We start from the raw sequence: 19,360 nt of genomic DNA, 5'->3' as shown, positions 1-19,360 counted from the left end.
GGCACTTCCCCGTACTCAGCCTTACGAGCACCAGAGCCGACTGTTTCATGATCAACCAAATTTTTTCCCGACGCCCGAACGGTCGATGCGGCCAGTGTGACCAGCGGAAATTGACGGGTGGCCTGGGTCGCTGAGGGTGTACGCATGACCCTGGTGCACCAGTCCACATGAGGGGAACGACATGCGGCCTTCGATACTTCGTCGGGCAGTGGAGGCGGGCCAGACAGTCGCGTCGGCGCTCGGCCTTGAGGTCGACCAGGTGGCCGTCGTCCACAACTCGGACCGTGTAGCGCTGCGTCTGGTCCCGTGCGACGTGCTGGTCCGGGTCGCGCCGTCGGAGCAGCGGGCCGACTTCGCGTTCGAGGTCGAGGTCGCCCTCCGACTCACGGCCGTGAACGCCCCGGTGGCCGTACTGGATCCCCGGGTTGAACCCCGCGTGTACATGCGGGACGGTTTCGCCGTCTCGTTGTGGGCCTACTACGCACCGATGTCGGTGGAAATCACCCCGGCCGAGTACGCCGACGCGCTCATGCGGCACCACGCCGCCCTGCGCCAACTCGCTCTGGAAGCACCCCACTTCACTGAGCGCATGGCCCGCGCACTGCGGGAGGTAAACGACCCGGAGCGGACCCCGGACCTGTCCGACGCCGACCGGGAGCTGCTGTGCCGCACTCTGAGCGAGGTGAGCGAATCGATCGGCGCGGACCGGTCCGGCGGCCAACTGCTGCACGGCGAGCCACACGCGGGCAACCTCCTCGTCACCGCGCGGGGTCCGCTCTTCGTGGACCTCGCCACGTGCTGCCGCGGGCCGGTCGAGTTCGACCTCGCGCACGCTCCCGAGGGCGTGGAGGAGTACTACCCCGGGGCCGATCCGGATGTGCTGGCCCGGTGCCGTGCTGTGAACTGGGCCCTGTTCTCGGCCTGGCGCTGGCGCCGCGAGGACCAGATGCCCGACCGGGACCGCTGGAGAGCGGAAGGGCTCGCCCTGGTCCGCGCCTCGCTCGACCGCTGCGGACCGGGCTGACCAGGCTCCGGGCGAAGGAGCCGCCGGCCGTCCGCGGACCGGCGATGCCTCAGCCGCGCGCGGCCGGGTCGAGCTTCAGCAGCGCCTCCTCGTCCGGGGAGCCGGTCGGCGCCTGGTAGACGACCAGGCGCTGGCCGCCCGTACGGGCGAGCTGCATGATCTCGTACGTGAGCGTCATCCGGCCGGCCTTCGGATGGTCGAAGGTCTTCACGCCGCCGCTGCGTTCGCAGACGTCGTACCGGTCCCACATCCGCGCGAACTCCGGTGACTTGAGCAGCAGTTCGCCCACGAGCCGTACCAGCTTCGGGTCGTCGGGGTCGGCGCCGCCCACGGCCCTCAGGTGCGCCACCGACTTGGCGACGGTCTCCTCCCAGGGCACGTACAGGGAGCGGCCGGCCGGGTGCAGGAAGAGGTAGCGGGCCACATTGCGTTCCTCCGGCGGCAGGTCCCACATGCCGGGGAGCAGACGGCGGCCCGCCGGGTTCGCGGCCAGCATGTGGCTGTGGCGGCTGACCACGTACGCGGGCATGGGCCGCAGCGCCTCCAGCATCTGGAGCACCGACGGGCGGACCGTGTCGTCGCTCGTCGGGTGGGGCGCGGTGAGCCGCCCCGACGCCAACTCGGCCAGCTCGTGCAGTCGTTCGTGCCCGTCGCCGCGCAACCGAAGGGCGCGGCTCAGCGCGTCGATCACGGCGGGCGACGGGTTCTTCTCGCGGCCCCGCTCCAGCCGCGTGTAGTAGTCGACGCTCACCCCGGCGAGGGTCGCTAGCTCCTCGCGGCGCAGGCCCGGTGTGCGGCGCAGGCCCGTCCCGGCGGGCAGTCCCGCGTCGGCGGGGGTGACCTGCGCCCTGCGCGCCCGTAGGTATCTGCCCAGTTCCGTGGTGTCGGCCATCCACCCATTGTCCACGCGGGGCCGGTGGCGTGGGGGGCCGTGTCAGGGCCAGGAACGCGGGGCCCCGGCGGCGGGCGGTCTGTCACTTCACGCGGGGCGCGACGAGAGTGAGGTGTGTTGCGGGTGGCTGGGTCCACCGGGCCCAGGGAGTGCGCGTCACAGGTCCGCGGCCCGGAAGGACCCACCCACCCGCACAGCCCATGTCGTACGCGCTTCGGAGGTTCACGTGACGCTCACCCACACAGGCAGCCGTCCCACCGCACCGGCCCGGACGCGGGGCGCCACCCGGGGCGGCGGGACCGCGCTCGTGGCGGCGCTGCTCGGCTTCACGGTCATCACCATCGATGTGTCGGCGGTGAACATCGCACTGCCCGGCATCCGCGCGTCGCTGCACGGCGGCATGACCGGACTGCAATGGGTGGTGGACGCCTACACGCTGATGTTCGCGGGCCTGATGCTGTCCGCCGGGGCCCTCTCCGACCGGGCCGGTGCCCGCCGCGCCTACGCCTGGGGCACGGCGTGGTTCACCCTCGCGTCCCTGGCCTGCGCCCTCGCCCCGTCCATCGGGGCACTCGTCGCCGCCCGGATCGTGCAGGGCGGGGCGGCGGCGGTCCTCATGCCCGCGTCGCTCGCGCTGATCAGACAGGCGTACGAGGATGCGCGGCGGCGGGCGCGGGCGATCGCCCTGTGGACGGTGGGCGGTTCGGTGGCGATGGCGGCGGGGCCGGTCCTCGGCGGGGCCCTGACGGAGACGGTGGGCTGGCGGGCCGTGTTCTTCCTCAACCTGCCGGTCGGCGCGGCGATCGTCGTGCTGCTCGCGAGGGTGCCGGTGTCGCCGCGCAGGCCGGCACCGCTGGACCTGCCGGGCCAGGTGACAGCGGTGCTGACGCTCGCGGGACTGACCTTCGCGGTGATCGAGGGCGGACACACCGGGTGGACGTCACCGCCGGTCCTGCTCTCAGCGGCGCTGGCCGCCCTCGCGGCCGCGGGCTTCGTCGTGACCGAGAAGCGGCACCGGGCGCCCATGGTGCCGCTGCCCATGCTCCGCTCACACACCGTCTCCGTCGCGCTCGCGGTCGGCTTCGCGCTCAACGTGGCCTTCTACGGGCTCGTCTTCATGCTGGGTCTCTACCTTCAGCAGGCGCGAGGCATGTCGGCGCTCACGGCGGGGCTGGTGTTCGTGCCGCTGGCCGTGATCATCACGGGGACGAACCTGGTCTCGCCCCGGATGGCGGAGCGGTTCGGCCGCAGGCCGGTCATCGCGGCGGGCCAACTGGTCCTGGCCCTGGCCATGTTCGTACTGCTGCCCCTGACACCGCACACGCCGATGTGGCTGGTGCTGGTCATGCTCGTCCCCACGGGGCTGGGCGGGGCGTTCGCCATTCCGGCGGTGACCGCGATGCTGATGGACTCCGTCCCCGGGCCACGGGTCGGTACGGCGTCGGGCCTGCTCAACGCGTTCCGGCAGACCGGCGGGGCGCTGGCCGTCGCCCTCTTCGGCACACTCGTCGCCACCGGGAGCGGAGAGGGTTTCTCGATACCGGGCATGCGAGCGGGACTGCTGATCGCGGGCACCCTCCTGTGCGCAACCACCGCGCTGTCGGCCTGGCTGTTGCCTGGCTCGACCGACGCACGGTTGTCGTGAGGGGGCGCGCCAGCGGGGCCCTATGAGCCGGATGGCTTTTGCGACAAGCGCCCCCGGTGGGCCGTCGGCCGCGTGGCAGCGGACGGTCGGTCAGGGCGTGTGGAGCTGGGCGGGCAGGCCGGTCCAGCGCAGCTCGCCCGGGAGGTGACTCACGTCGTTGTAGGCGAGGAGGGTGGCGGACCGGCCCTCGGCGTAGCGGATCACGGTCAGTGCCGCGTTGCCGTGGGTGAGAGTCATCCAGCGCCAGGGCGGTGCGTCCAGCGCGGCACGTACCAGCCAAGCGACCAGGAAGGCGTGGGTGACGACGAGGTCGTGCCGGGGTGCGTCGCCGTGCTCCGTCGGACCGGTGAAGTCCTCCACGGCCCGGCGGGCCAACGCCGCGCCCCGCGCACACTCCTCCGCCGAGACCGACGCCAGACGCGCCAGCAGCGCGTCGGCCGACTCCGGGGGAAGCTCGTCCCGCTGCGGCACGTAGGGAACGTAGTCCCCGGCCGCCTCGCACTCGCGCAACGGAACCCCGCTCAACTGCTCCGCGATCAACTGGGCCGTCTGCGTCGCACGAGGCAGCGGGCCATGGTGGACGGCCGACAGCGGCACACCGCGCAGACGCCGTCCCAGCAGCTCGGCCTGCCGTCGGCCCGCCTCCGTCAGCCCGCCCTCCTCGGACGTGGCTTCACCATGACGGACGAGGTAGAGATACCGATCCTGCATGGGACAGCTCCGGGCTCTCACGACGCGGGCTGCGATCCGGGGCGCTCGGCAGTGCCCTGCGGCGGGTGGTCCGCTGTACGGGTGCGGCTCAGCTCGGCGTTGATGCGCTGGGCCTCTTCGAGCTGGTCCTCCAGGACGATGATGCGGCAGGCCGCCTCTATCGGGGTGCCCTGGTCGACCAGTTCCCGGGCGCGGGCGGCGATGCGCAACTGGTAGCGGGAGTAGCGGCGGTGGCCGCCCGGCGAGCGCAGCGGGGTGATGAGGCGGTGTTCGCCCAGAGCGCGCAGGAAGCCCTGGGTGGTGTTGAGCATGTCCGCGGCCCGGCCCATGGTGAAGGCGGGGTAGTCGTCGTCGTCAAGACGTCCGAATCTGTCGTCTGCTGTCATTGCACCTCTCTGTGTCACGCGTCGAGGGGCCCGGGTGCGTTTGCTCGCACCCGGGCCCCGAAGGAACTGCACCATCTGCCGACTTCGGAACGCTGTCGGCCTATTGTTTGCCGTCCGCCCGGGCGAACTGCCACCGGGGGTACGGGGATCGCGGTTGCTTGACCGGAGACCACCTCACTATCGATGTCCTGCGGTACCCGGGCTCCGCTTGCTGTGCCCGGGCGATCCTGATGGCGCTTCGCTTCCTCCGTTCCTATCCCTCTGATCTTGCTGTGTTACTGCGTACGGCAATGACCCTGACTTCGGTCCTGCCGTGGTGGCTCCTTGAACACTGCGAGCCACCCGGTGCGGTCGCCAGTCCCGTCGCCGTCCTGCAACAAACCTGGCTTCGAAACTCCGCCACCGCACCGTCCTGCACTTACGGGTACTACTGCCCGGCGGACCGTCCCGCCGGGCCTTGTTCGACCTTGTCTACGAGAAAAACCTTAGCCATGCCAGCGCCCAATGTCTACTCCCGCCGAGATAGATTTTTCGACGTGGCGGCATGCGCTAATCACCACCGCGGCAGCGGACCGACCGGAACCCCCGCCACCCCCTACGGCGTCAGGCAGGATTGACGTCTGCGACTGGAGATGCCACTTGGGCAGGCGCGCCATGGGAGGGTTCGTGCACATATCCGAGGAAGCCGCCATGTTCCTCACCACCGCAGCCGCGATGTCGTGTCTCCCGGTCGGCGGCATAGCCCTGCTCTCCATCCCGCACCAGATCCGGGACCGCAAGCTCCGCAGGAGGGGGGTGACGGCCGAGGCGGTGTGCGAGGAGCGTTTGTACCGAGGTGGGCTCACCGTCGTGAACGTCTCGTGCGTATTCAGCCCACGCCCCGGCGTCCACGTCCGGGCGACAGTGACCTCGCCCAGGCCCGCGCCCCGGGTCGGCGAGCCGCTCACGGTGGTGTACGACCCGGAGAATCCCGAGGTGGTGCAGAGCACGCATTACCTGCGCTCCTCCGCTCGCCTGGGACGTGTGTCGCAGCCCCTCTTCGCTGTCCTGCTGCTCGCCACTGTGATCGGTGCGGTGATCAGCACCGCCTGACCGCCGCGCCTGTTCCGATGCCGCGCGCATGCGCCTACTTCCGCACGTGGAAGCGCAGCATGGTGACCCCGCCCGACTGGACGTTGGCGAACGGTTCCAGGTCGATCCGGTCGAGACCGCCCGGCGGCGCGAAGCGGGTGCCGTCGCCGAGGAGCACCGGCAGCACGTACACCAGGATCTCGTCGACGAGGCCGCGCCGCAGGCACTGGGCGGCCACGTCCGCGCCGAGGATCTCCAGGTTCTTGCCGCCGGCGACGCGGCGTGCCGTGGCCACGGCTTCTTCTACGCCGCAGGTGAGGAAGGTGACGCCGGGGTCCGGCTCATCGGGGGGACGGTGCGTGAGGACGAAGCGCGCCCCGCCGTCGTAGGCGGTGTTCTCGTCGGACATACGCTTGCCGACCTCGTACGTGCCCCGGCCGATGAGCATGGCGCCGGTGGCCGCCATGACCTCCGGGAACGTCGTCGACGTCATGTGCTCGAAGACCCAGTCCATCGTGTGTCCGGGACCGGCGATGAACCCGTCGAGGGACATCACCCTGTTCACGACCACTTTGCCGCTGCTCGCATCCGTCATGCGTCTTCTCCAAGCAGGTGGAGGGCCGGGATCGCATCATAGGTCGGTGAGCAACATCTTCTCCGGCGGAGACCACGAGCTGGATCTGTCCAATGGCGCCACCGCGGTCTTCGTCGACGTGCTGATGCTGGCCGTTTCCGATCTCGCCGCCGAGCCCTGGGACTTCCGCTTCGCGGCGCTGCTGTCTTTGCAGGACCAGAACGTCATGGGGCGCGGTGCCGTCGGATTCGACCTGGCGGAGTTCGACTGGGGTGCGACGGACGAAGAACGCGCCCGCGCGAAGGACTTCGTACTGCGTGCCGCAGCACTCGCGGCGAGCGGACACCGCTGGAATGAGCTGGGCTACCACCCGCCCCGCGTGCACGGATACCTGCACCGCTTCACGACGATGGTGGAGTCCTTCACCCCGCCCGCCGGCAGCAGCGCCCTACACGACTTCCCCGGTCCTGAGGACGCCGCGATGGCCTCGTGCGTACGCCACCGCGTCCTCAGCGCGCTCCCGCTGTACGACGGCTGCTTCCTCTGCAATCGACCGCCGCACTGTTAGCCGAACTTCTGAGTCACCGGGAAGGAGATGGCCTCCATGAGCGGCTTGCGTTTGGTGGAGCCCTTGTAGGTGTGGCCCCGGCCGGTGACCAGGGCGGTGTCCGGGCCGTAGAAGCGGACGTCCAGGATTTCATCAGCGAGTTGCGTCCCCTTGAGGAACTTGGCGAACAGTGCCGGGTGGCTGTCGACGATGTCCCGGCGCTGCACGGCATGGCCGGGGCCGAAGCCGTGGGGCTCGGCGCGTCCGAGTGGTACGCGCTGAGCCCCACGGCTTCGGCCCCGAAGAACTGGCCGCACGTACGGGTCTCACCACAGGCGCGACCACCCGCCTGATCGACCGCCTGGAGCGGGCCGGGTTCGTCCGCCGGACCGCGGATCCGGGCGATCGACGCAAGGTCATCGTCAAGCCCGTAGCCGACTCCCTCGACCAGATAGAGCAGGGCGGCCACCGAGGAGCTCCGGGAGGCAGCAGTTCACCGTCGTCACCAGGAGAGGGGTCCGGCTGCCCGCCGCCCGTGAGAACATCTACCGCCAGGGATCAAGAGCCAGCTTCCCCCGGGTCCGGCCCGCTTCGAGTTGTTGGAACACCTCCGCTCCCTCGGCCAAGGGATGTACGCGAGGGGCGCCGGGCGGATAGACGCCGTCGGCGATGAGGGACTCGATCTCCGCGAGCAGCGACTGGTAGAGGGGCGGCGCCGCGACCGCCAGAGCGCCGATGTGCAGGCCCTTGACCTGGACCTGGTGGGTGAAGACCAGATCGTGAGTGGTCAGCGTGGCGTCGCCGGAAGCGGCTCCGAAGACAACGATGCGTCCGGTGAAGGGTTTGGTGACCGTCAGGCTGACCTTGAACGTGGCCCGGCCCACCGATTCGAGGACCAGGTCCACCCCGCCGGTCAGGCGGGTGATCTCCTCGGCCAGATCAGGACGTCGGCTGTCCAGCACCTCGTCGGCGCCAAGGGCCTTGACGGTGTCGTGCTTCTCCGGTGAGGCCGTCGCGATCACCCGCGCACCGTAGTGGTGGGCGAGGCGAACGGCGGCCTGCCCGACGCCCCCGGCCGCGGCGTGAACGAGTAGCACCTCGCCCGCCTTGATCTGCCCCAGCGGTTGCAGTGCCGCCAACGCGGTGGCCCAGTTCAGGACCAGGCCGAGCGCCTGGGCGTCGTTCCAACCGGAGGGGACGGGAAGCGCCCCCGCGGCCGGCATCGTCATGTAGGGGGCGAAGGCGCCCGGGCCGGTTCCGACGACATGCGTGCCGAGCGGCAGCGGATTGTCGACGTCCGGGCCCACCCCCACGATCTCCCCGGCGGCCTCGAAGCCCGCCACGTAGGGTGCCTGCGGGCCTCCGCCATATGTGCCGTACGTCTGCATGACGTCGGCGAAGTTGACCCCGGCGGCGCCGACGCGGATCAGATACTCGCCGGGTCCCGGGGCAGGGACGCGGTGTTCCGTCGCGAGAGTCAGGTCCTTCGGTCCCCGATGGGACTGCTGCACCAGGGCTCGCATGGTCTGTTCGACGGCGCTCTGCCGCTCGTTGGTGTTCATGCACCGACCGTAGGAACCTCACACTTGTGGCAAGGGCAAGCGGTCGTCAGAGATCAGTACGACGTGCCTCTTTCAGGTAGGCGTCGAGCGCCGCCTGCTGATCGCTGAGGACGGCGATGCGAGCGGCGATCCTGTCGCGATAGCCCTGCACCTCGTGCAAGAACTCGGAGCACACCATCTCGGTCGCGGCCTCCGTTCCGCCAGTGAGACCGGGCAGGACTTCCCTGATCAACCGCACGGGCAACCCGGACTCCAGCAACGACCGGATGGCAAGCACCCGGTCAAGGGTGGACTGGCAATAGTCACGGAACCCGTTGCCGCATCGACCAGGGACGATCAAGCCCTCGTCCTCGTAGTGCCGTAACGATCGCGCACTCACACCGCTGACCCTGGAAGCCTCGCCGATCCTCATACCTACGACCAACGTCCAGCCACATGGCAATCTTCCGGTGCTTGAGCCCCGTCGCGTCGCCACGGAAGTGTGGCAGCACCACTTCGAGGGCGCTCGCGTCGGTGTCACCTCACGGATGGAACCGCCACCGCCCCTCGGAGACGACATCCACCTCGCCGTTTCTGACGCGCACGGCCGACTCGTCGTCGAGGAAGTACAGGGGGAAGTCCGCTCGCGCGGCGATGTCATCCGCCCAGGCGTCGTCCCGTTCGGGGAAGTCGGGCGAGCAGAGGTGGGGCTTGAGATACCAGTCGAAGAGGCCGAACGGTGGCTCCACGCTCTTCGCGCCCAGCACGTGAAGGTCGGCGGTGTCGCCGATGACGTCGGCGGAGTGCGCGGTGAGGTGACGGCTGAACATCATCGACCCGGCGCTGAACCCCACGTAGACCCGGCTCTCCAACGCTTTCAGGATGCCGTCGGCCAGGCCGTTCGCCGTGATGCTGCGTGCGAGGTGGTAGTGGTTGCCGCCGCTCACATAGATCACGTCGGCGTGGAGCAGACGGTCGAGCACCGACTGCCGGGGCAGGCCGTTCAGTTCCAGGACGTCGAACTCCCGCCAGCCCAGCCCGTGCAACCGGTTCAGGTCCGCGACGAACCACCCGTGGTCCCCCGGCTCGGCGAGCGAGGCCGTGGGGATGTACACGGCGTTCGCCGATCCGAACGGCTTGTCCAGCATGTCCCGCAGCGCCTCGCGCAACGTCTCGTTCCGCAGGCCGGCCGCCGTCAACAGAAGGTTCATCCGGCGAGCCAAGCACGACGCACTCGCCCACGCAACGAACACCCGGTCGCCCGGCCCTAGCCAGGGCAGCGTTCGCCCTTCTTCACCACTCGCACCGTGACCGCCGTGGTGACGGCATAGTGTGCGGGCGGCGGCTGCTGTGCGCAGACCGTCCAGTTGCTGGCGCGCAGTGGGATGCGGTGGTCGGCGTGGATGTCCTGGCCCGCCAGTCGGTTGAAACCGGCTCTTTGCGCGGCCAGTTGTGCCTTGTCCATGGTCATGCCGCGTAAGTCGGGCAGATCGGCGCTCTGTTGGCGACTGTGCTCGGAGAGGGCGAGCAGGGCGACGATGACGGCGAGGGTGAGGACGGCGGGGCCTTTGCGCATGGGTGTCCCAGGGGAGGAAGAAGGGCGGGGGCTGGGTGTGCAGGTGCGCGGCGATGCGCCCGCACAGGTGGTGCGGGCGCATCGTGGAGGTCAGCGGGTGTTGCTCAAGTCGCCCTGCGGGGCGACGGGTTCACCGGCCGGGGAGGCGGTCAGCTTCTCTCCTTCGATGTCGACATGGGGCAGCCTGCGGTCCACCCAGCGCGGCAGGGACCAGGCGCGGCGGCCGAGGAGTGCGAGGACGGCGGGGACGATGGTCATGCGGACCACGAACGCGTCGATGAGGACCGCAGTGGCCAGGCCGAAGCCCAGCGACTTGATCATGGCGTCGTGGCCACCGATGAAGCCGCCGAAGACGCCGGTCATGATGAGCGCCGCGGCGATGACGACCTTGCCGCTGTGGCGGAACCCCTCGATGATCGCCTGACGGGGGTCGGCGCCGTGCACGTACGCCTCGCGGACCCTGGTCACGAGGAAGACCTGGTAGTCCATGGCGAGGCCGAACACGATGCCGACCAGGAGGATCGGCATGAGGCTCATGATCGGGCCGGTGTTCTCCAGGCCGAACAGGTCCTTGAACCAGCCCCATTGGAAGACGGCGACCACGGCGCCGAGGGAGGCAAGGATGGACAGCAGGAAGCCGAGGGCCGCCTTGAGGGGCACCAGGATCGAGCGGAAGACGAGGATCAGGACCAGGAAGGCCAGGCCGACGACGAGTGCCAGGTAGGGGATGATCGCGCTGGTGAACTTGGCGGCGACGTCGATGTTCATCGCGGTGGTGCCGCTCACCAACGCCTCGGCCCCGGTGGCGGTGCCGGTGTCCTTGGCCTGGTCGCGGATGGCGTGGACGAGGTCCTCGGTCGCTTCGCTCGCAGGCGCGCTCTTGGGCACCACCGTGATCGTCGCGGTGTCACCGGCCGGGTTGTAGGTGGCCGGTGACACCGCCGCGACGTCCGGCAGCGTCTTGACGTCGTCGGTGAGTCGCGCGGCGGCCGTCCGGGTGGCCGACGGGTCGGTGTCGGTGACGACCAGGGTGAGCGGACCGTTGAAGCCGGGCCCGAAGGACTCGGCCAGCATGTCGTACGCCTTGCGCTCGGTGGTCGAGGCGGGCTTGGAGGAGTCGTCGGGCAGGCCGAGTTGCAGCTTGGCCGCGGGCAGGGCGATCACGCCGAGCCCCAGGACGGCGAGGACCAGGACCTTCCACGGGCGTCGCAGGACGAAACCGGCCCAGCGCTCGGCCAGGGGCGTCTTGGCGCGGGAGGTCTGCTTGCGGGCCGTGCGGCCCAGGACGCGTTCGGGGGCGAGGGCGAGGAGCGCCGGGACCAGGGTGATGGCCACCAGCACGGCGACGACCACGGCTCCCGCGGCGGCCATGCCCATGGCGGTGAGGATCGGCAGGTTCACGACGGCCAGGCCGACCAGGGCGATGACCACGGTGAGACCGGCGAAGACCACGGCGGAGCCCGCCGTGCCGTTGGCGCGCCCGGCGGCTTCCCGGGCGTCGTACCCCGCCGCTCGTTCGGAGCGGTAGCGGGAGACGATGAACAAGGCGTAGTCGATGCCCACCGCGATGCCCAGCATGGTGGCGAGGGCCGAGGTGCTGCTGTTGAGGTCGAAGGCGGCGGTGAGCGCGGTGATCGCGCTCGCCGTGACGCCGACCCCGACCAGCGCGGTCAGCAGTGGCATCCCGGCCGCGACCAGCGAGCCGAAGGTGAGGACGAGGATCACCGCGGCGAGCAGGAACCCGATCGCCTCCGCGGAGGCGCCGGCCTCGTCGGGCGCCAGCGCGCTGCCGGACGCCTCGACGACCAGCCCTCGCTCACGTGCTTCGTCGAGGGCCGCGTCGAGGTGCTCGTGGTCGGTGTCGGTCAGGTCGGCGGGCTTGGCGCGGTAGGTGACCTGGGTGTAGCCGGTGGTGCCGTCGGCGCTGATCGCCTTGGCCCGATACGGGTCGGTGACCGAGGCGACGCGCGGTGAGGACGCCTTCACGTCGTGCAGCAGCGTGGCGACTTCCGAGCGCGGGCCGTGCTCGCTCAGCTTGTGTCCTTCCGGCGCCCGTACGGCGATACGGGCGCTCGCCCCGTCGGCGTTGGCCGCGGGGAACTTGCGGCCGAGCACGTCGTAGGCCTTCTGCGCCTCGATGCCGGGCAGGGTGATGCTGGAGTTCGCGCTGCCGCTGCTGCCCGCCGCGGCGGCGCCCGCGACGCCCAGCACGATCGCCCAGAGCAACAGGGTCAGCCAGCGGCGGCGGAACGCGCCACGGCCGACCCGGTGCAGGAAAGTAGCCATGAGAAAGACAGACTCCGTTACGCAATGACTCGGACGAGGAGCGGCGGCACGTTGGCGGCCCGCTCGTTCTTCGGGCGTCGGCGGCTGCCGCGCGGCAGGTGTCGGACACCGTGAACGGCGAGCGAGCCTGGTGGCGCTCCGTGTGCCGTGATCGGAAGGGACTGGTGGGACACCGACGTCTCGGGGGAGGGACGCCGGTGCCCGGTTCCATGCTGTGCCACGGCGTGTCGTCGTCGCGTCAGCCCTGGGTACGGGCCGGGACCTGGCGTGTCGGTCATCCGGTTGACAGCGCCGCAGTACACCGGCTTCTTAGGCTGACTCCGTGGACTGGAAACTTCCGCTCTCCCCGGCGGTGCGGCGAATGATCATCACCGCCGTGGTGCTGACCCTGAGCCTGATGTGGCTGGGCGACATCCAGGTGCTGCGCACGACCCCGGCGCCCCGGACCGCCACCGACTGGCTGCCGGTGTTCGTCACCGGCCCGCTGCTGACGATCATGCTGCCCAGCACCCGGTTCTCGCCCGCGCTGCCGGTGCGCGCCGTGGCGGCGGCCGGCGTCTCCACCGTCTTGACCTGCGTGTGTCTCGTCGTGCCGCAGACCAGCACGGACTTCGGTTTCCTGGAGGCGTGCGCGCTGCTGTTCCTGATCGTCCGCGTTCTCGCCCAGACCCGGGCGGCCCGTACCGCCGTGCAACTGTGCGTCGCCCTGATCGCCGCCGCGCTGCTGATGCCGCTGCGCAGCCGGACCCTGGACACGTTCGTCTCCGGCAGCTATCTCCTGACCACCGTCTTCTCCCTGGGCGTCGCCACCGGCTGCGCCATCCGCGCGCTCGAACTGCGCAGGCAGCGCGCCGTGCACGATGTACGCCAGGCCGAGCGGCTCGCACTGGCCCGGGATCTGCACGACCTGATCGCCCACCACATGACCGGCATCATCGTGCAGGCCAACGCGGCACGCGCCGTGCACGCGACGGCGCCGCAGAAGGTGGATCCCGCCCTGGAGGCCATCGCCCGCGCCGGCACCGAGACCCTGGAGTCGATGCGCCGCCTGGTACGCGTCCTGCGCGAGGACGATCATCAGGCCCTGCGCCCGGGGGATCTGCTCGCCGAGCTGGCGGAACTCGTCGCCGCCTTCTCGGAGCAGCAGCCGCAGGCCCCGGCGGCCCGCCTGGAGGCCACGGCGGCGGCCCGCACCAGCCAGTACAGCCCGGAGGTGGAGACCTCCGTGCACCGGGTGGTGCGGGAGGCGCTCACCAATGTGCACCGGCACGCCCCCGGCGAGCGGGTGACCGTACGCCTGGACGCCGATCCCGACTGGCTGTACGTCACCGTCGTCAACGGCCTCGGGCAGCGCCGCGCGGGCGCTCCCGCGGGCGGGCGCAGCGGCTTCGGCCTCATCGGCCTGAAGGAGCGTGTCGAGGCTCTCGACGGGACGTTCAGGGCCGGGCCCACGGGCGACGGCCGGTGGGAAGTCCGCGCCGGACTTCCCCGCACCACCGCTACCCGTGCTCGTCCCGCGAGGTGACCACCCCGTTCTCCCACGCCCAGGCCGCGATCTCGACCCGGTTGCGGGCCTCGGTCTTGGCCTGGATCCGGCCCAGATACGTCTTCACCGACGACAGCGACAGGAACAGCCGGTCGGCGATCTCCTGATTGGTCCGGCCCACGGCCACCAGCCGCATGATCTCCGTCTCCCTGCTGCTCAGCCCGGCGGCCTCCCGCTGCGCCGCGTCCACCGAGCCGCCCTGCAAGGTGCGCAGCAGCCGTACGGTGACCGACGGCGAGACCAGCGCGTCCCCGCGCGAGGCCGCCCGTACCGCCTCCACGAGCAGTGTCGGCGGCGCGTCCTTGAGCAGGAAGCCGCAGGCGCCGTAGCGCAGGGCATCGCGCACATAGTCGTCCTGGTCGAAGGTGGTGATCACGACGATGTTCGGGGCGCGCCCGGATCGCCTCTCCCCCACCAGGACGCGCGTGACCTCCAGGCCGTCCATGCGGGGCATGCGGATGTCGGCAAGGACCACCTGGGGTTCGAGCCGCCGGGCCAGTTCGACGCACTCGACGCCGTCCCGCGCCACGCCCACCACCCGGATGCCCTGCTCGGCCTCCAGGATCATCTCCAGGCCGGCCCGCACCAGCTCCTGATCGTCCGCGATCACCACGTCGATCGGTTCATCGGCCACTCTTGTCTTCCTTCCGTCCCCGGACCCGGCTCCCCCTGACCCAGGGACGCACCTTTCGGCGTCACACCTGTGTCGCGGGGGCGCGAAGCCGACCGGAGGGCTGTGCGTATGCGCACGCGGGCGGTGTTCGCGCCCCGTGCGGCGCCGGGACCGCGATGTCGTCCCGCCGGGCCAATCCTTCCACGATCGGCTCGGTGGGGTGGCCGCACACCGCCGGACCGTCAGTCCAGCTCCCCCAAGGCGGTGTCCAGGATCGACAGACCGAGCGCCAATTCGTCCTTGGTCGCGGTGAGCGGGGGCGCGATACGGAAGACGCCTCCCATGCCGGGGAGCTGGACGATGTTCATGTGCAGGCCGAGTTCGAGGCACCGGCGTGTGACCTGGGCGCCCATGGCGTCGGAACTCCGCTTGGTCGCACGGTCGGTGACGAGTTCCAGGCCGACCAGCAGTCCGCGGCCACGGATGTCACCGATGGCTTCGTGGCGCATGGCCAGATCTTCCAGGCCGGTGCGCAGGAACGCGCCGAGGGCCCGCGCACGCTCGTCCATGCGGTTCTCCGTCAGGACGTCGAGGACGGTGTTGCCGACGGCGGCCACCAGCGGGTCGGAGACGTGGGTGGTGAAGAACAGGAATCCGCGGTCGTACGCCTCCTGCTCGATCTCCGCGCTGGTGACGACGGCCGCGAGCGGCAGGCCCGCGCCGAGGGTCTTGGAGAGGGTGACGATGTCGGGGACGACCCCGTCCCGTTCGAAGGCGTACCAGGTGCCGGTGCGGCACAGGCCGGTCTGGGCCTCGTCGAGGACGAGGAGCATGCCGCGCTCCCGGCACTTGTCCTTGAGCGCCGCGAAGTAGCCGGGCGGGGGTTCGATGATGCCGCCCGAGCTGAGGATCGGCTCCACGAGGCAGGCGGCGAGGCTGCCGGTGGACTGGGCGTCGATGAGGTCGAAGGCGAAGTCGAGCTGGCGGCGCCAGTCGAGGTCTCCGTCGGGGGTGGTGAAGTCGGGGCGGTAGGCGTGGGGCACCGGGATGGCGAAGTTGCCGGGGGCGGACGGCCCGTACCCCTTGCGGCCGGCGCTGTACGTGGCCGAGGCGGCGGCCTGGGTCATGCCGTGCCAGGACCGGGCGAACGACACGATCTCGTGCTTGCCGGTGACGAGCTTGGCCATCCTGAGCGCGGCCTCGTTCGACTCGGCGCCCGTGGTCAGGAGCAGCACCTTCTCCAGGGGCGCCGGCAGTGTCTCCGCCAGGCGCCGGGCCAGATCGACGACCGGGCGGCTGAGCATGCCGCTGTAGAGGTGGTCGAGGCGGGCGATCTGACGCTGGACAGTCTCCACGATCGCCGGGTGCGAGTGGCCGAGGATGGCGCTCATCTGGCCGGACGTGAAGTCGAGGATCTTCCTGCCGTCCGCGGTGTGCACAAAACTTCCGGAAGCGTGCTCGATGATCTCCCGGGTGAAGTCTCCGCCGTAGCGGACGAGGTGCCGGTCCGCATCGGCCCAGAACTCGGACTCACCCGTCGCGAGGGAGCTGGACGTGGCTGGCGCAACTGTCATGACGCCGACGGTAGGAGGACGACGAGCGCCGCGTCCATCACACATTCCCGGTCTTGCTGTTCGGAACATCCGCACAACAATGGAACGGTGATGAACCCCTGGAGGCTGCGGCTGCTGACGCAACTGGAGGCCCTGGGCACGGTCAGGGCGGTGGCCGCGGCGGCCCATCTCAGCCCATCGAGCGTGTCCCAGCAGCTCGCGGTCCTCGAGAAGGAGACGAGCACCCAGCTCCTCGAACGTACGGGCCGCCGCATACGTCTGACCTCCGCGGGCCTGATCCTGGCGCAGCGCGCGCGGGTGATCCTCGACCACATGGACGCCGTGGAGGCGGAGCTGCGCGGGTTCGGTGAGGAGCCCTCGGGGCTGGTGCGGCTCGGTGCGTTCCAGAGCGTGATGCACACCATGGCCGTACCGGCGATGACGCGTCTGGCCCGCACCTACCCCCATCTCGACGTGCAGCTCCTGGAGTTGGAGCCGCACGACAGCGTGCACGCGCTACGGGCGGGCGACGCCGACCTCGTGATCACGACCACCGACTTCGGCGAGCAGCAGCTCGGCCCCGACCTCGACCTCGTGCCGCTGGCGACGGACCCGATCCTGCTGGTGCTGCCGCCCGACCATCCGGCCGCCGAGCGCGGGCCCGCGGACCTGGCGGCCTTCGCCGATGAACCGTGGGCCCTCGACATCCCCCAGTCCTACATGGCGAACCTGGCGCTACGACTGTGCAGGCAGGCGCAGTTCGAGCCCCGGGCGGTGAGCCGGTTCAGCAACTACATGCTGGCGCTGGAGCTCGTCGAGGCCGGGCACGCGGTCACGCTGCTGCCCGGCCTCGCCGTGGAAGCCGGGCGCTATCACGTCGCCACCCGGGAGCTGGCCGTCCCCGTGACACGGACGATCACCGCGGCGACCCGCGGGGGTGCGCCGGCTCGCGCGGCCGTACGGGTCGTGCTTGACGCTCTGGGTGCGGGTGCGGGTGCGCGTACGTGTGCCGAGGGCGATGCGTGACCGGGGCGCCAAGCGTGATCCCCCGTAGGAGCGGGCGATCTACGCTGTCGCCGTCGGCCGGTCCTCGGCCCGGCGACGGCCCAGGTGACGAGCGATACTTGACCTCCACCCCACGGGCGCGGACGTCATTGGACCAGCGGGCCAGCATGTCGGCCTCCTGCTCCGGGACGCCCGGGGTGAAGGTGGCACCGGCGGGCGCCGAGTAACCGCCGTACGAGCCACCGCAGATGGCGACCCGGTCCGGATCGGCGTAGCCCTGCTCGACAGCCCAGTCGACCGCGTCGAGCAGGTCGTCGTGCAGCCGGCCCAGTGAACGCCTTGCCGTAGCCGGGGGAGCCGCGCATGCTGACCTGGGTCATCGACCGGTCAGGCGGCGGGACGGCCCACGTGGCGGTCCCGTCCCGCGCCGTGTCCGGCGGCCGCCGTGACGACGCCGAGGGCGGCCAGGACGGCGAGCGGCAACGTCCAGCTGTGCGTGGCGTCGTGCAGGATGCCGAGGAGCAGAGGACCGGCCGCCGCCACGAGGTAGCCGATGGACTGTGCCATGCCCGCCAGGGCAGCCGCTTCACCGGCGCTACCGGCCCGCTGACTCTGAAAGGTCAGCGCCAGCACGAGGCTCGCGCCACCGCCGAGGCCGAGCAGGGTGCACGCCACGACGGACAGCCCGGGCGCGGCGACGAGGACGGTGAACCCGCCCGCCACAAGGACCGAGGCCCCGACCGCCGTCCACCGCTGGTCGTGCCGACCCCGTGTGAGCAGGGGCAGAAGGCTGCTGGCCGCCAGGGACATCACCTGGTAGTAGAACAGCATCCAGCCGGCCGTGGTGCTGCTCAGCCCGCGGTCGATCAGGATGCTGGGCAGCCACGCGACGGCGGTGTAGAAGGCCAGGGATTGCAGGCCCATGAAGAAGGTGACCTGCCAAGCGAGCCACGACCGCCAGGGGACCGGGCTGTGGGTCCCGCCCGTGGACGCCTGCGGCTTGTCTCCCCGTATCCGGGGCAACCAGGCCAGGAACGCCGCGACGGTGAAGACGAACCCCCAGGCCAACGCGGTGTGCCAGGAACCAGGCACCGTATGGGCCAGCGGCGCCGAGATCCCCGAGGAGACCGCGGCCATGAGGCCCATGACGGTCACGTAGAGAGCACTGACGCCCTGGATACGATGCGCGGGCATGCTGTGCCTGATCAGTGCGGGCAGCAGCACGTTGCCGAACGCGATGGCCGCGGAGAGGATCACCGTGCCGGCGAACAGGCAGGCCACCGAGGGGAGGGAGCGCACCACCGTGCCCACGGCCAGCACCCCGAGGGACACCACGAGCAGGCGGGCGTTGCCCCACCGGTGGGAGGCCCGGGCGACCAGCGGTGAGGTCGCGGCGAACGTCAGCAGCGGCAGGGTGCTCAGCAAGCCGCCCCAGCTCGATGTCAGGCCACTGCCACGTTCGATCTCCGGCAGGAGCGTGCCGACACCCGTGAGGGTGGTGCGCAGGTTCGCCGCCACGAGACAGATCGCGACCACGAGTCCGGCCGACACGGCACGTGGCACCGGGTCGATCAGGCCCGCGTCCGTCGCCCCGGAGACGGAGTGCCGCGAGGACACGGAGGAAGGCCGGGCACTCACTGCTCCTCACCCGCTTCCGACCGGTCGCTCTCGTGGTCACGGGTGCACCGGACGATCGCCGCTGCCGCCTCACGAGCCGCGCTCGCGTCCTGGGCCTCGATCGCGGCGACCAGCCGCCGGTGCAGGCGCGCGTGTTCCTCGGCGTGCGCGGCGTCCCAGGGCAGGCCGCCCAGGGACGAGCTGAGCGCTGTGCCGAGGTGGTCGTACACCTCGATCAGCAGGTCGTTCCCGCTCGCCCGGACCACGGCCCGGTGGAACAACGCGTCGACGCTCCTGGCCGCGGCCGGGTCCTGGCTGTCACCGGCCGCGTCGGCATCGGCAAGGAGCTCCCGCAGTTGCTGGAGCTGCTCCTCGTCGCGGCGCAGCGCGGCGGCTCCCGAGGCGTACTCCTCCAGTACGGTCCGCAGCTCCAGCACGTTGTCCCGCTTCGCGGAGCTAGCCCGCCGCACCATGACCGACTGCAACTCACTCGCCGAACGCACATAGGTTCCGTCCCCGGCCCGGGGCTCCAGCAGGCCCAGGTGCACCAACGCACCGATCGCCTCCCGCAGCGTGCTGCGTCCGACCCCGAGCTCCTCGATGAGGGCCTGCTCCGGCGGGATACGCGTCCCTACCGGCCAGCCGCCCGACTCGATGTGCGAGCGAAGACTTTGTACGAGCTGAGCGGACAGGCTGGTGGCCCGTCGCGGTGCGCTGATCCGTTCCATGACGCCCACCCTATACAAACATCAGACGTTTGAACATCATGCGTC

At 70.6% G+C, this 19,360-nt stretch carries 21 protein-coding genes and 1 pseudogene; 7 read left to right on the top strand and 15 right to left on the bottom strand.

Annotation, left to right across the window (positions count from 1 at the left end; translation table 11 throughout):
• Window positions 1-181 precede the first annotated feature (181 nt).
• The gene (locus ABZ877_RS07410; RefSeq protein ID WP_361065853.1) at window positions 182-1,024 is read left to right on the top strand and encodes a phosphotransferase; all 843 of its coding nucleotides are present in this window, start codon (window positions 182-184) and stop codon (window positions 1,022-1,024) included.
• A 49-nt stretch (window positions 1,025-1,073) separates the two neighbouring features.
• Here ABZ877_RS07410 and ABZ877_RS07405 read toward each other — a convergent pair whose 3' ends face one another.
• Window positions 1,074-1,916 carry a helix-turn-helix transcriptional regulator gene (locus ABZ877_RS07405; protein ID WP_361065850.1) on the bottom strand — a complete coding sequence of 281 codons (843 nt, stop codon included), beginning with the start codon at window positions 1,914-1,916 and terminating at the stop codon, window positions 1,074-1,076.
• A 226-nt stretch (window positions 1,917-2,142) separates the two neighbouring features.
• On the opposite strand from ABZ877_RS07405, the gene ABZ877_RS07400 reads away from it, so the two are divergent.
• On the top strand, window positions 2,143-3,561 hold the full coding sequence (locus ABZ877_RS07400; RefSeq protein ID WP_361065847.1) for an MFS transporter: 1,419 nt from the start codon (window positions 2,143-2,145) through the stop codon (window positions 3,559-3,561).
• Between the two features lie 90 nt (window positions 3,562-3,651).
• Here ABZ877_RS07400 and ABZ877_RS07395 read toward each other — a convergent pair whose 3' ends face one another.
• Together ABZ877_RS07395 and ABZ877_RS07390 are read right to left on the bottom strand one after the other, a co-directional pair.
• Window positions 3,652-4,272, bottom strand: coding sequence for a histidine phosphatase family protein (locus tag ABZ877_RS07395; RefSeq protein WP_361065844.1), 621 nt, complete (start codon window positions 4,270-4,272; stop codon window positions 3,652-3,654).
• 17 nt (window positions 4,273-4,289) lie between these two features.
• Complete coding sequence (locus tag ABZ877_RS07390) at window positions 4,290-4,658, bottom strand: MerR family transcriptional regulator (RefSeq protein WP_361065841.1); 369 nt, start codon at window positions 4,656-4,658, stop codon at window positions 4,290-4,292.
• Window positions 4,659-5,324: 666 nt separating this feature from the next.
• Here ABZ877_RS07390 and ABZ877_RS07385 point away from each other — a divergent pair.
• Window positions 5,325-5,750 (top strand): DUF3592 domain-containing protein, encoded by a 426-nt coding sequence (locus ABZ877_RS07385; RefSeq protein WP_361065838.1) that lies wholly within the window; start codon window positions 5,325-5,327, stop codon window positions 5,748-5,750.
• A gap of 34 nt (window positions 5,751-5,784) precedes the next feature.
• On the opposite strand, the gene ABZ877_RS07380 is transcribed toward ABZ877_RS07385, so the two are convergent.
• A complete protein-coding gene (locus ABZ877_RS07380; RefSeq protein ID WP_361065835.1) occupies window positions 5,785-6,324 on the bottom strand; it encodes a dihydrofolate reductase family protein in 540 nt (179 codons plus the stop codon).
• 46 nt (window positions 6,325-6,370) lie between these two features.
• On the opposite strand from ABZ877_RS07380, the gene ABZ877_RS07375 reads away from it, so the two are divergent.
• Entirely contained in the window at window positions 6,371-6,871 is a 501-nt protein-coding gene (locus ABZ877_RS07375; RefSeq protein ID WP_361065833.1) for a hypothetical protein, read from the top strand.
• Here ABZ877_RS07375 and ABZ877_RS07370 read toward each other — a convergent pair.
• Entirely contained in the window at window positions 6,868-7,077 is a 210-nt protein-coding gene (locus ABZ877_RS07370; RefSeq protein ID WP_361065829.1) for a hypothetical protein, read from the bottom strand. The two genes, ABZ877_RS07375 and ABZ877_RS07370, sit on opposite strands and share 4 nt — an antisense overlap.
• Between ABZ877_RS07370 and ABZ877_RS07365 the strand changes: the two are divergent.
• A pseudogene (locus ABZ877_RS07365) lies at window positions 7,041-7,214 on the top strand (hypothetical protein); the annotation flags it as partial. The gene ABZ877_RS07370 and the pseudogene ABZ877_RS07365 overlap by 37 nt on opposite strands.
• Before the next feature lie 181 nt (window positions 7,215-7,395).
• On the opposite strand, the gene ABZ877_RS07360 reads toward ABZ877_RS07365, so the two are convergent.
• From ABZ877_RS07360 to ABZ877_RS07340, 5 genes are all read right to left on the bottom strand, one after another.
• Complete coding sequence (locus tag ABZ877_RS07360; protein ID WP_361065825.1) at window positions 7,396-8,412, bottom strand: NADPH:quinone oxidoreductase family protein; 1,017 nt, start codon at window positions 8,410-8,412, stop codon at window positions 7,396-7,398.
• 46 nt (window positions 8,413-8,458) lie between these two features.
• Complete coding sequence (locus ABZ877_RS07355) at window positions 8,459-8,824, bottom strand: MerR family transcriptional regulator (RefSeq protein ID WP_361065822.1); 366 nt, start codon at window positions 8,822-8,824, stop codon at window positions 8,459-8,461.
• A 109-nt stretch (window positions 8,825-8,933) separates the two neighbouring features.
• Complete coding sequence (locus ABZ877_RS07350; protein ID WP_361065819.1) at window positions 8,934-9,602, bottom strand: Type 1 glutamine amidotransferase-like domain-containing protein; 669 nt, start codon at window positions 9,600-9,602, stop codon at window positions 8,934-8,936.
• 56 nt (window positions 9,603-9,658) lie between these two features.
• Window positions 9,659-9,967, bottom strand: coding sequence for a hypothetical protein (locus tag ABZ877_RS07345; protein WP_361065816.1), 309 nt, complete (start codon window positions 9,965-9,967; stop codon window positions 9,659-9,661).
• A 90-nt stretch (window positions 9,968-10,057) separates the two neighbouring features.
• Entirely contained in the window at window positions 10,058-12,253 is a 2,196-nt protein-coding gene (locus ABZ877_RS07340) for an MMPL family transporter (RefSeq protein WP_361065814.1), read from the bottom strand.
• A gap of 322 nt (window positions 12,254-12,575) precedes the next feature.
• On the opposite strand from ABZ877_RS07340, the gene ABZ877_RS07335 reads away from it, so the two are divergent.
• Entirely contained in the window at window positions 12,576-13,778 is a 1,203-nt protein-coding gene (locus ABZ877_RS07335; RefSeq protein ID WP_361065811.1) for a histidine kinase, read from the top strand.
• Here ABZ877_RS07335 and ABZ877_RS07330 read toward each other — a convergent pair.
• Together ABZ877_RS07330 and ABZ877_RS07325 are read right to left on the bottom strand one after the other, a co-directional pair.
• Complete coding sequence (locus tag ABZ877_RS07330) at window positions 13,753-14,433, bottom strand: response regulator transcription factor (RefSeq protein ID WP_361065810.1); 681 nt, start codon at window positions 14,431-14,433, stop codon at window positions 13,753-13,755. The two genes, ABZ877_RS07335 and ABZ877_RS07330, sit on opposite strands and share 26 nt — an antisense overlap.
• Before the next feature lie 221 nt (window positions 14,434-14,654).
• A complete protein-coding gene (locus ABZ877_RS07325; RefSeq protein ID WP_361065807.1) occupies window positions 14,655-15,986 on the bottom strand; it encodes an aspartate aminotransferase family protein in 1,332 nt (443 codons plus the stop codon).
• Between the two features lie 90 nt (window positions 15,987-16,076).
• Between ABZ877_RS07325 and ABZ877_RS07320 the strand changes: the two genes are divergently transcribed.
• Complete coding sequence (locus tag ABZ877_RS07320) at window positions 16,077-16,991, top strand: LysR substrate-binding domain-containing protein (RefSeq protein WP_361065804.1); 915 nt, start codon at window positions 16,077-16,079, stop codon at window positions 16,989-16,991.
• Here the strand turns inward: ABZ877_RS07320 and ABZ877_RS07315 are convergent.
• The 3 genes from ABZ877_RS07315 to ABZ877_RS07305 all read right to left on the bottom strand — a co-directional run bounded on the left by ABZ877_RS07315 (window position 16,882) and on the right by ABZ877_RS07305 (window position 19,315).
• Window positions 16,882-17,280 (bottom strand): prolyl oligopeptidase family serine peptidase, encoded by a 399-nt coding sequence (locus ABZ877_RS07315; RefSeq protein WP_361066369.1) that lies wholly within the window; start codon window positions 17,278-17,280, stop codon window positions 16,882-16,884. The two genes, ABZ877_RS07320 and ABZ877_RS07315, sit on opposite strands and share 110 nt — an antisense overlap.
• A 77-nt stretch (window positions 17,281-17,357) precedes the next feature.
• Window positions 17,358-18,608: an MFS transporter gene (locus tag ABZ877_RS07310; RefSeq protein ID WP_361065801.1), complete on the bottom strand. Its 1,251-nt coding sequence runs from the start codon at window positions 18,606-18,608 to the stop codon at window positions 17,358-17,360.
• Window positions 18,605-19,315 (bottom strand): FCD domain-containing protein, encoded by a 711-nt coding sequence (locus tag ABZ877_RS07305; RefSeq protein ID WP_361065799.1) that lies wholly within the window; start codon window positions 19,313-19,315, stop codon window positions 18,605-18,607. Before ABZ877_RS07305 ends, ABZ877_RS07310 begins: the two co-directional genes overlap by 4 nt.
• Window positions 19,316-19,360 lie beyond the last annotated feature (45 nt).

It is taken from the genome of Streptomyces sp. NPDC046939 (assembly GCF_040644575.1).
In the GTDB taxonomy this organism is placed as follows: Bacteria; Actinomycetota; Actinomycetes; order Streptomycetales; family Streptomycetaceae; genus Streptomyces.
The sequence above is the reverse complement of the archived record's forward strand: the minus strand, read 5'-3'. Positions and strand labels throughout refer to the sequence as shown.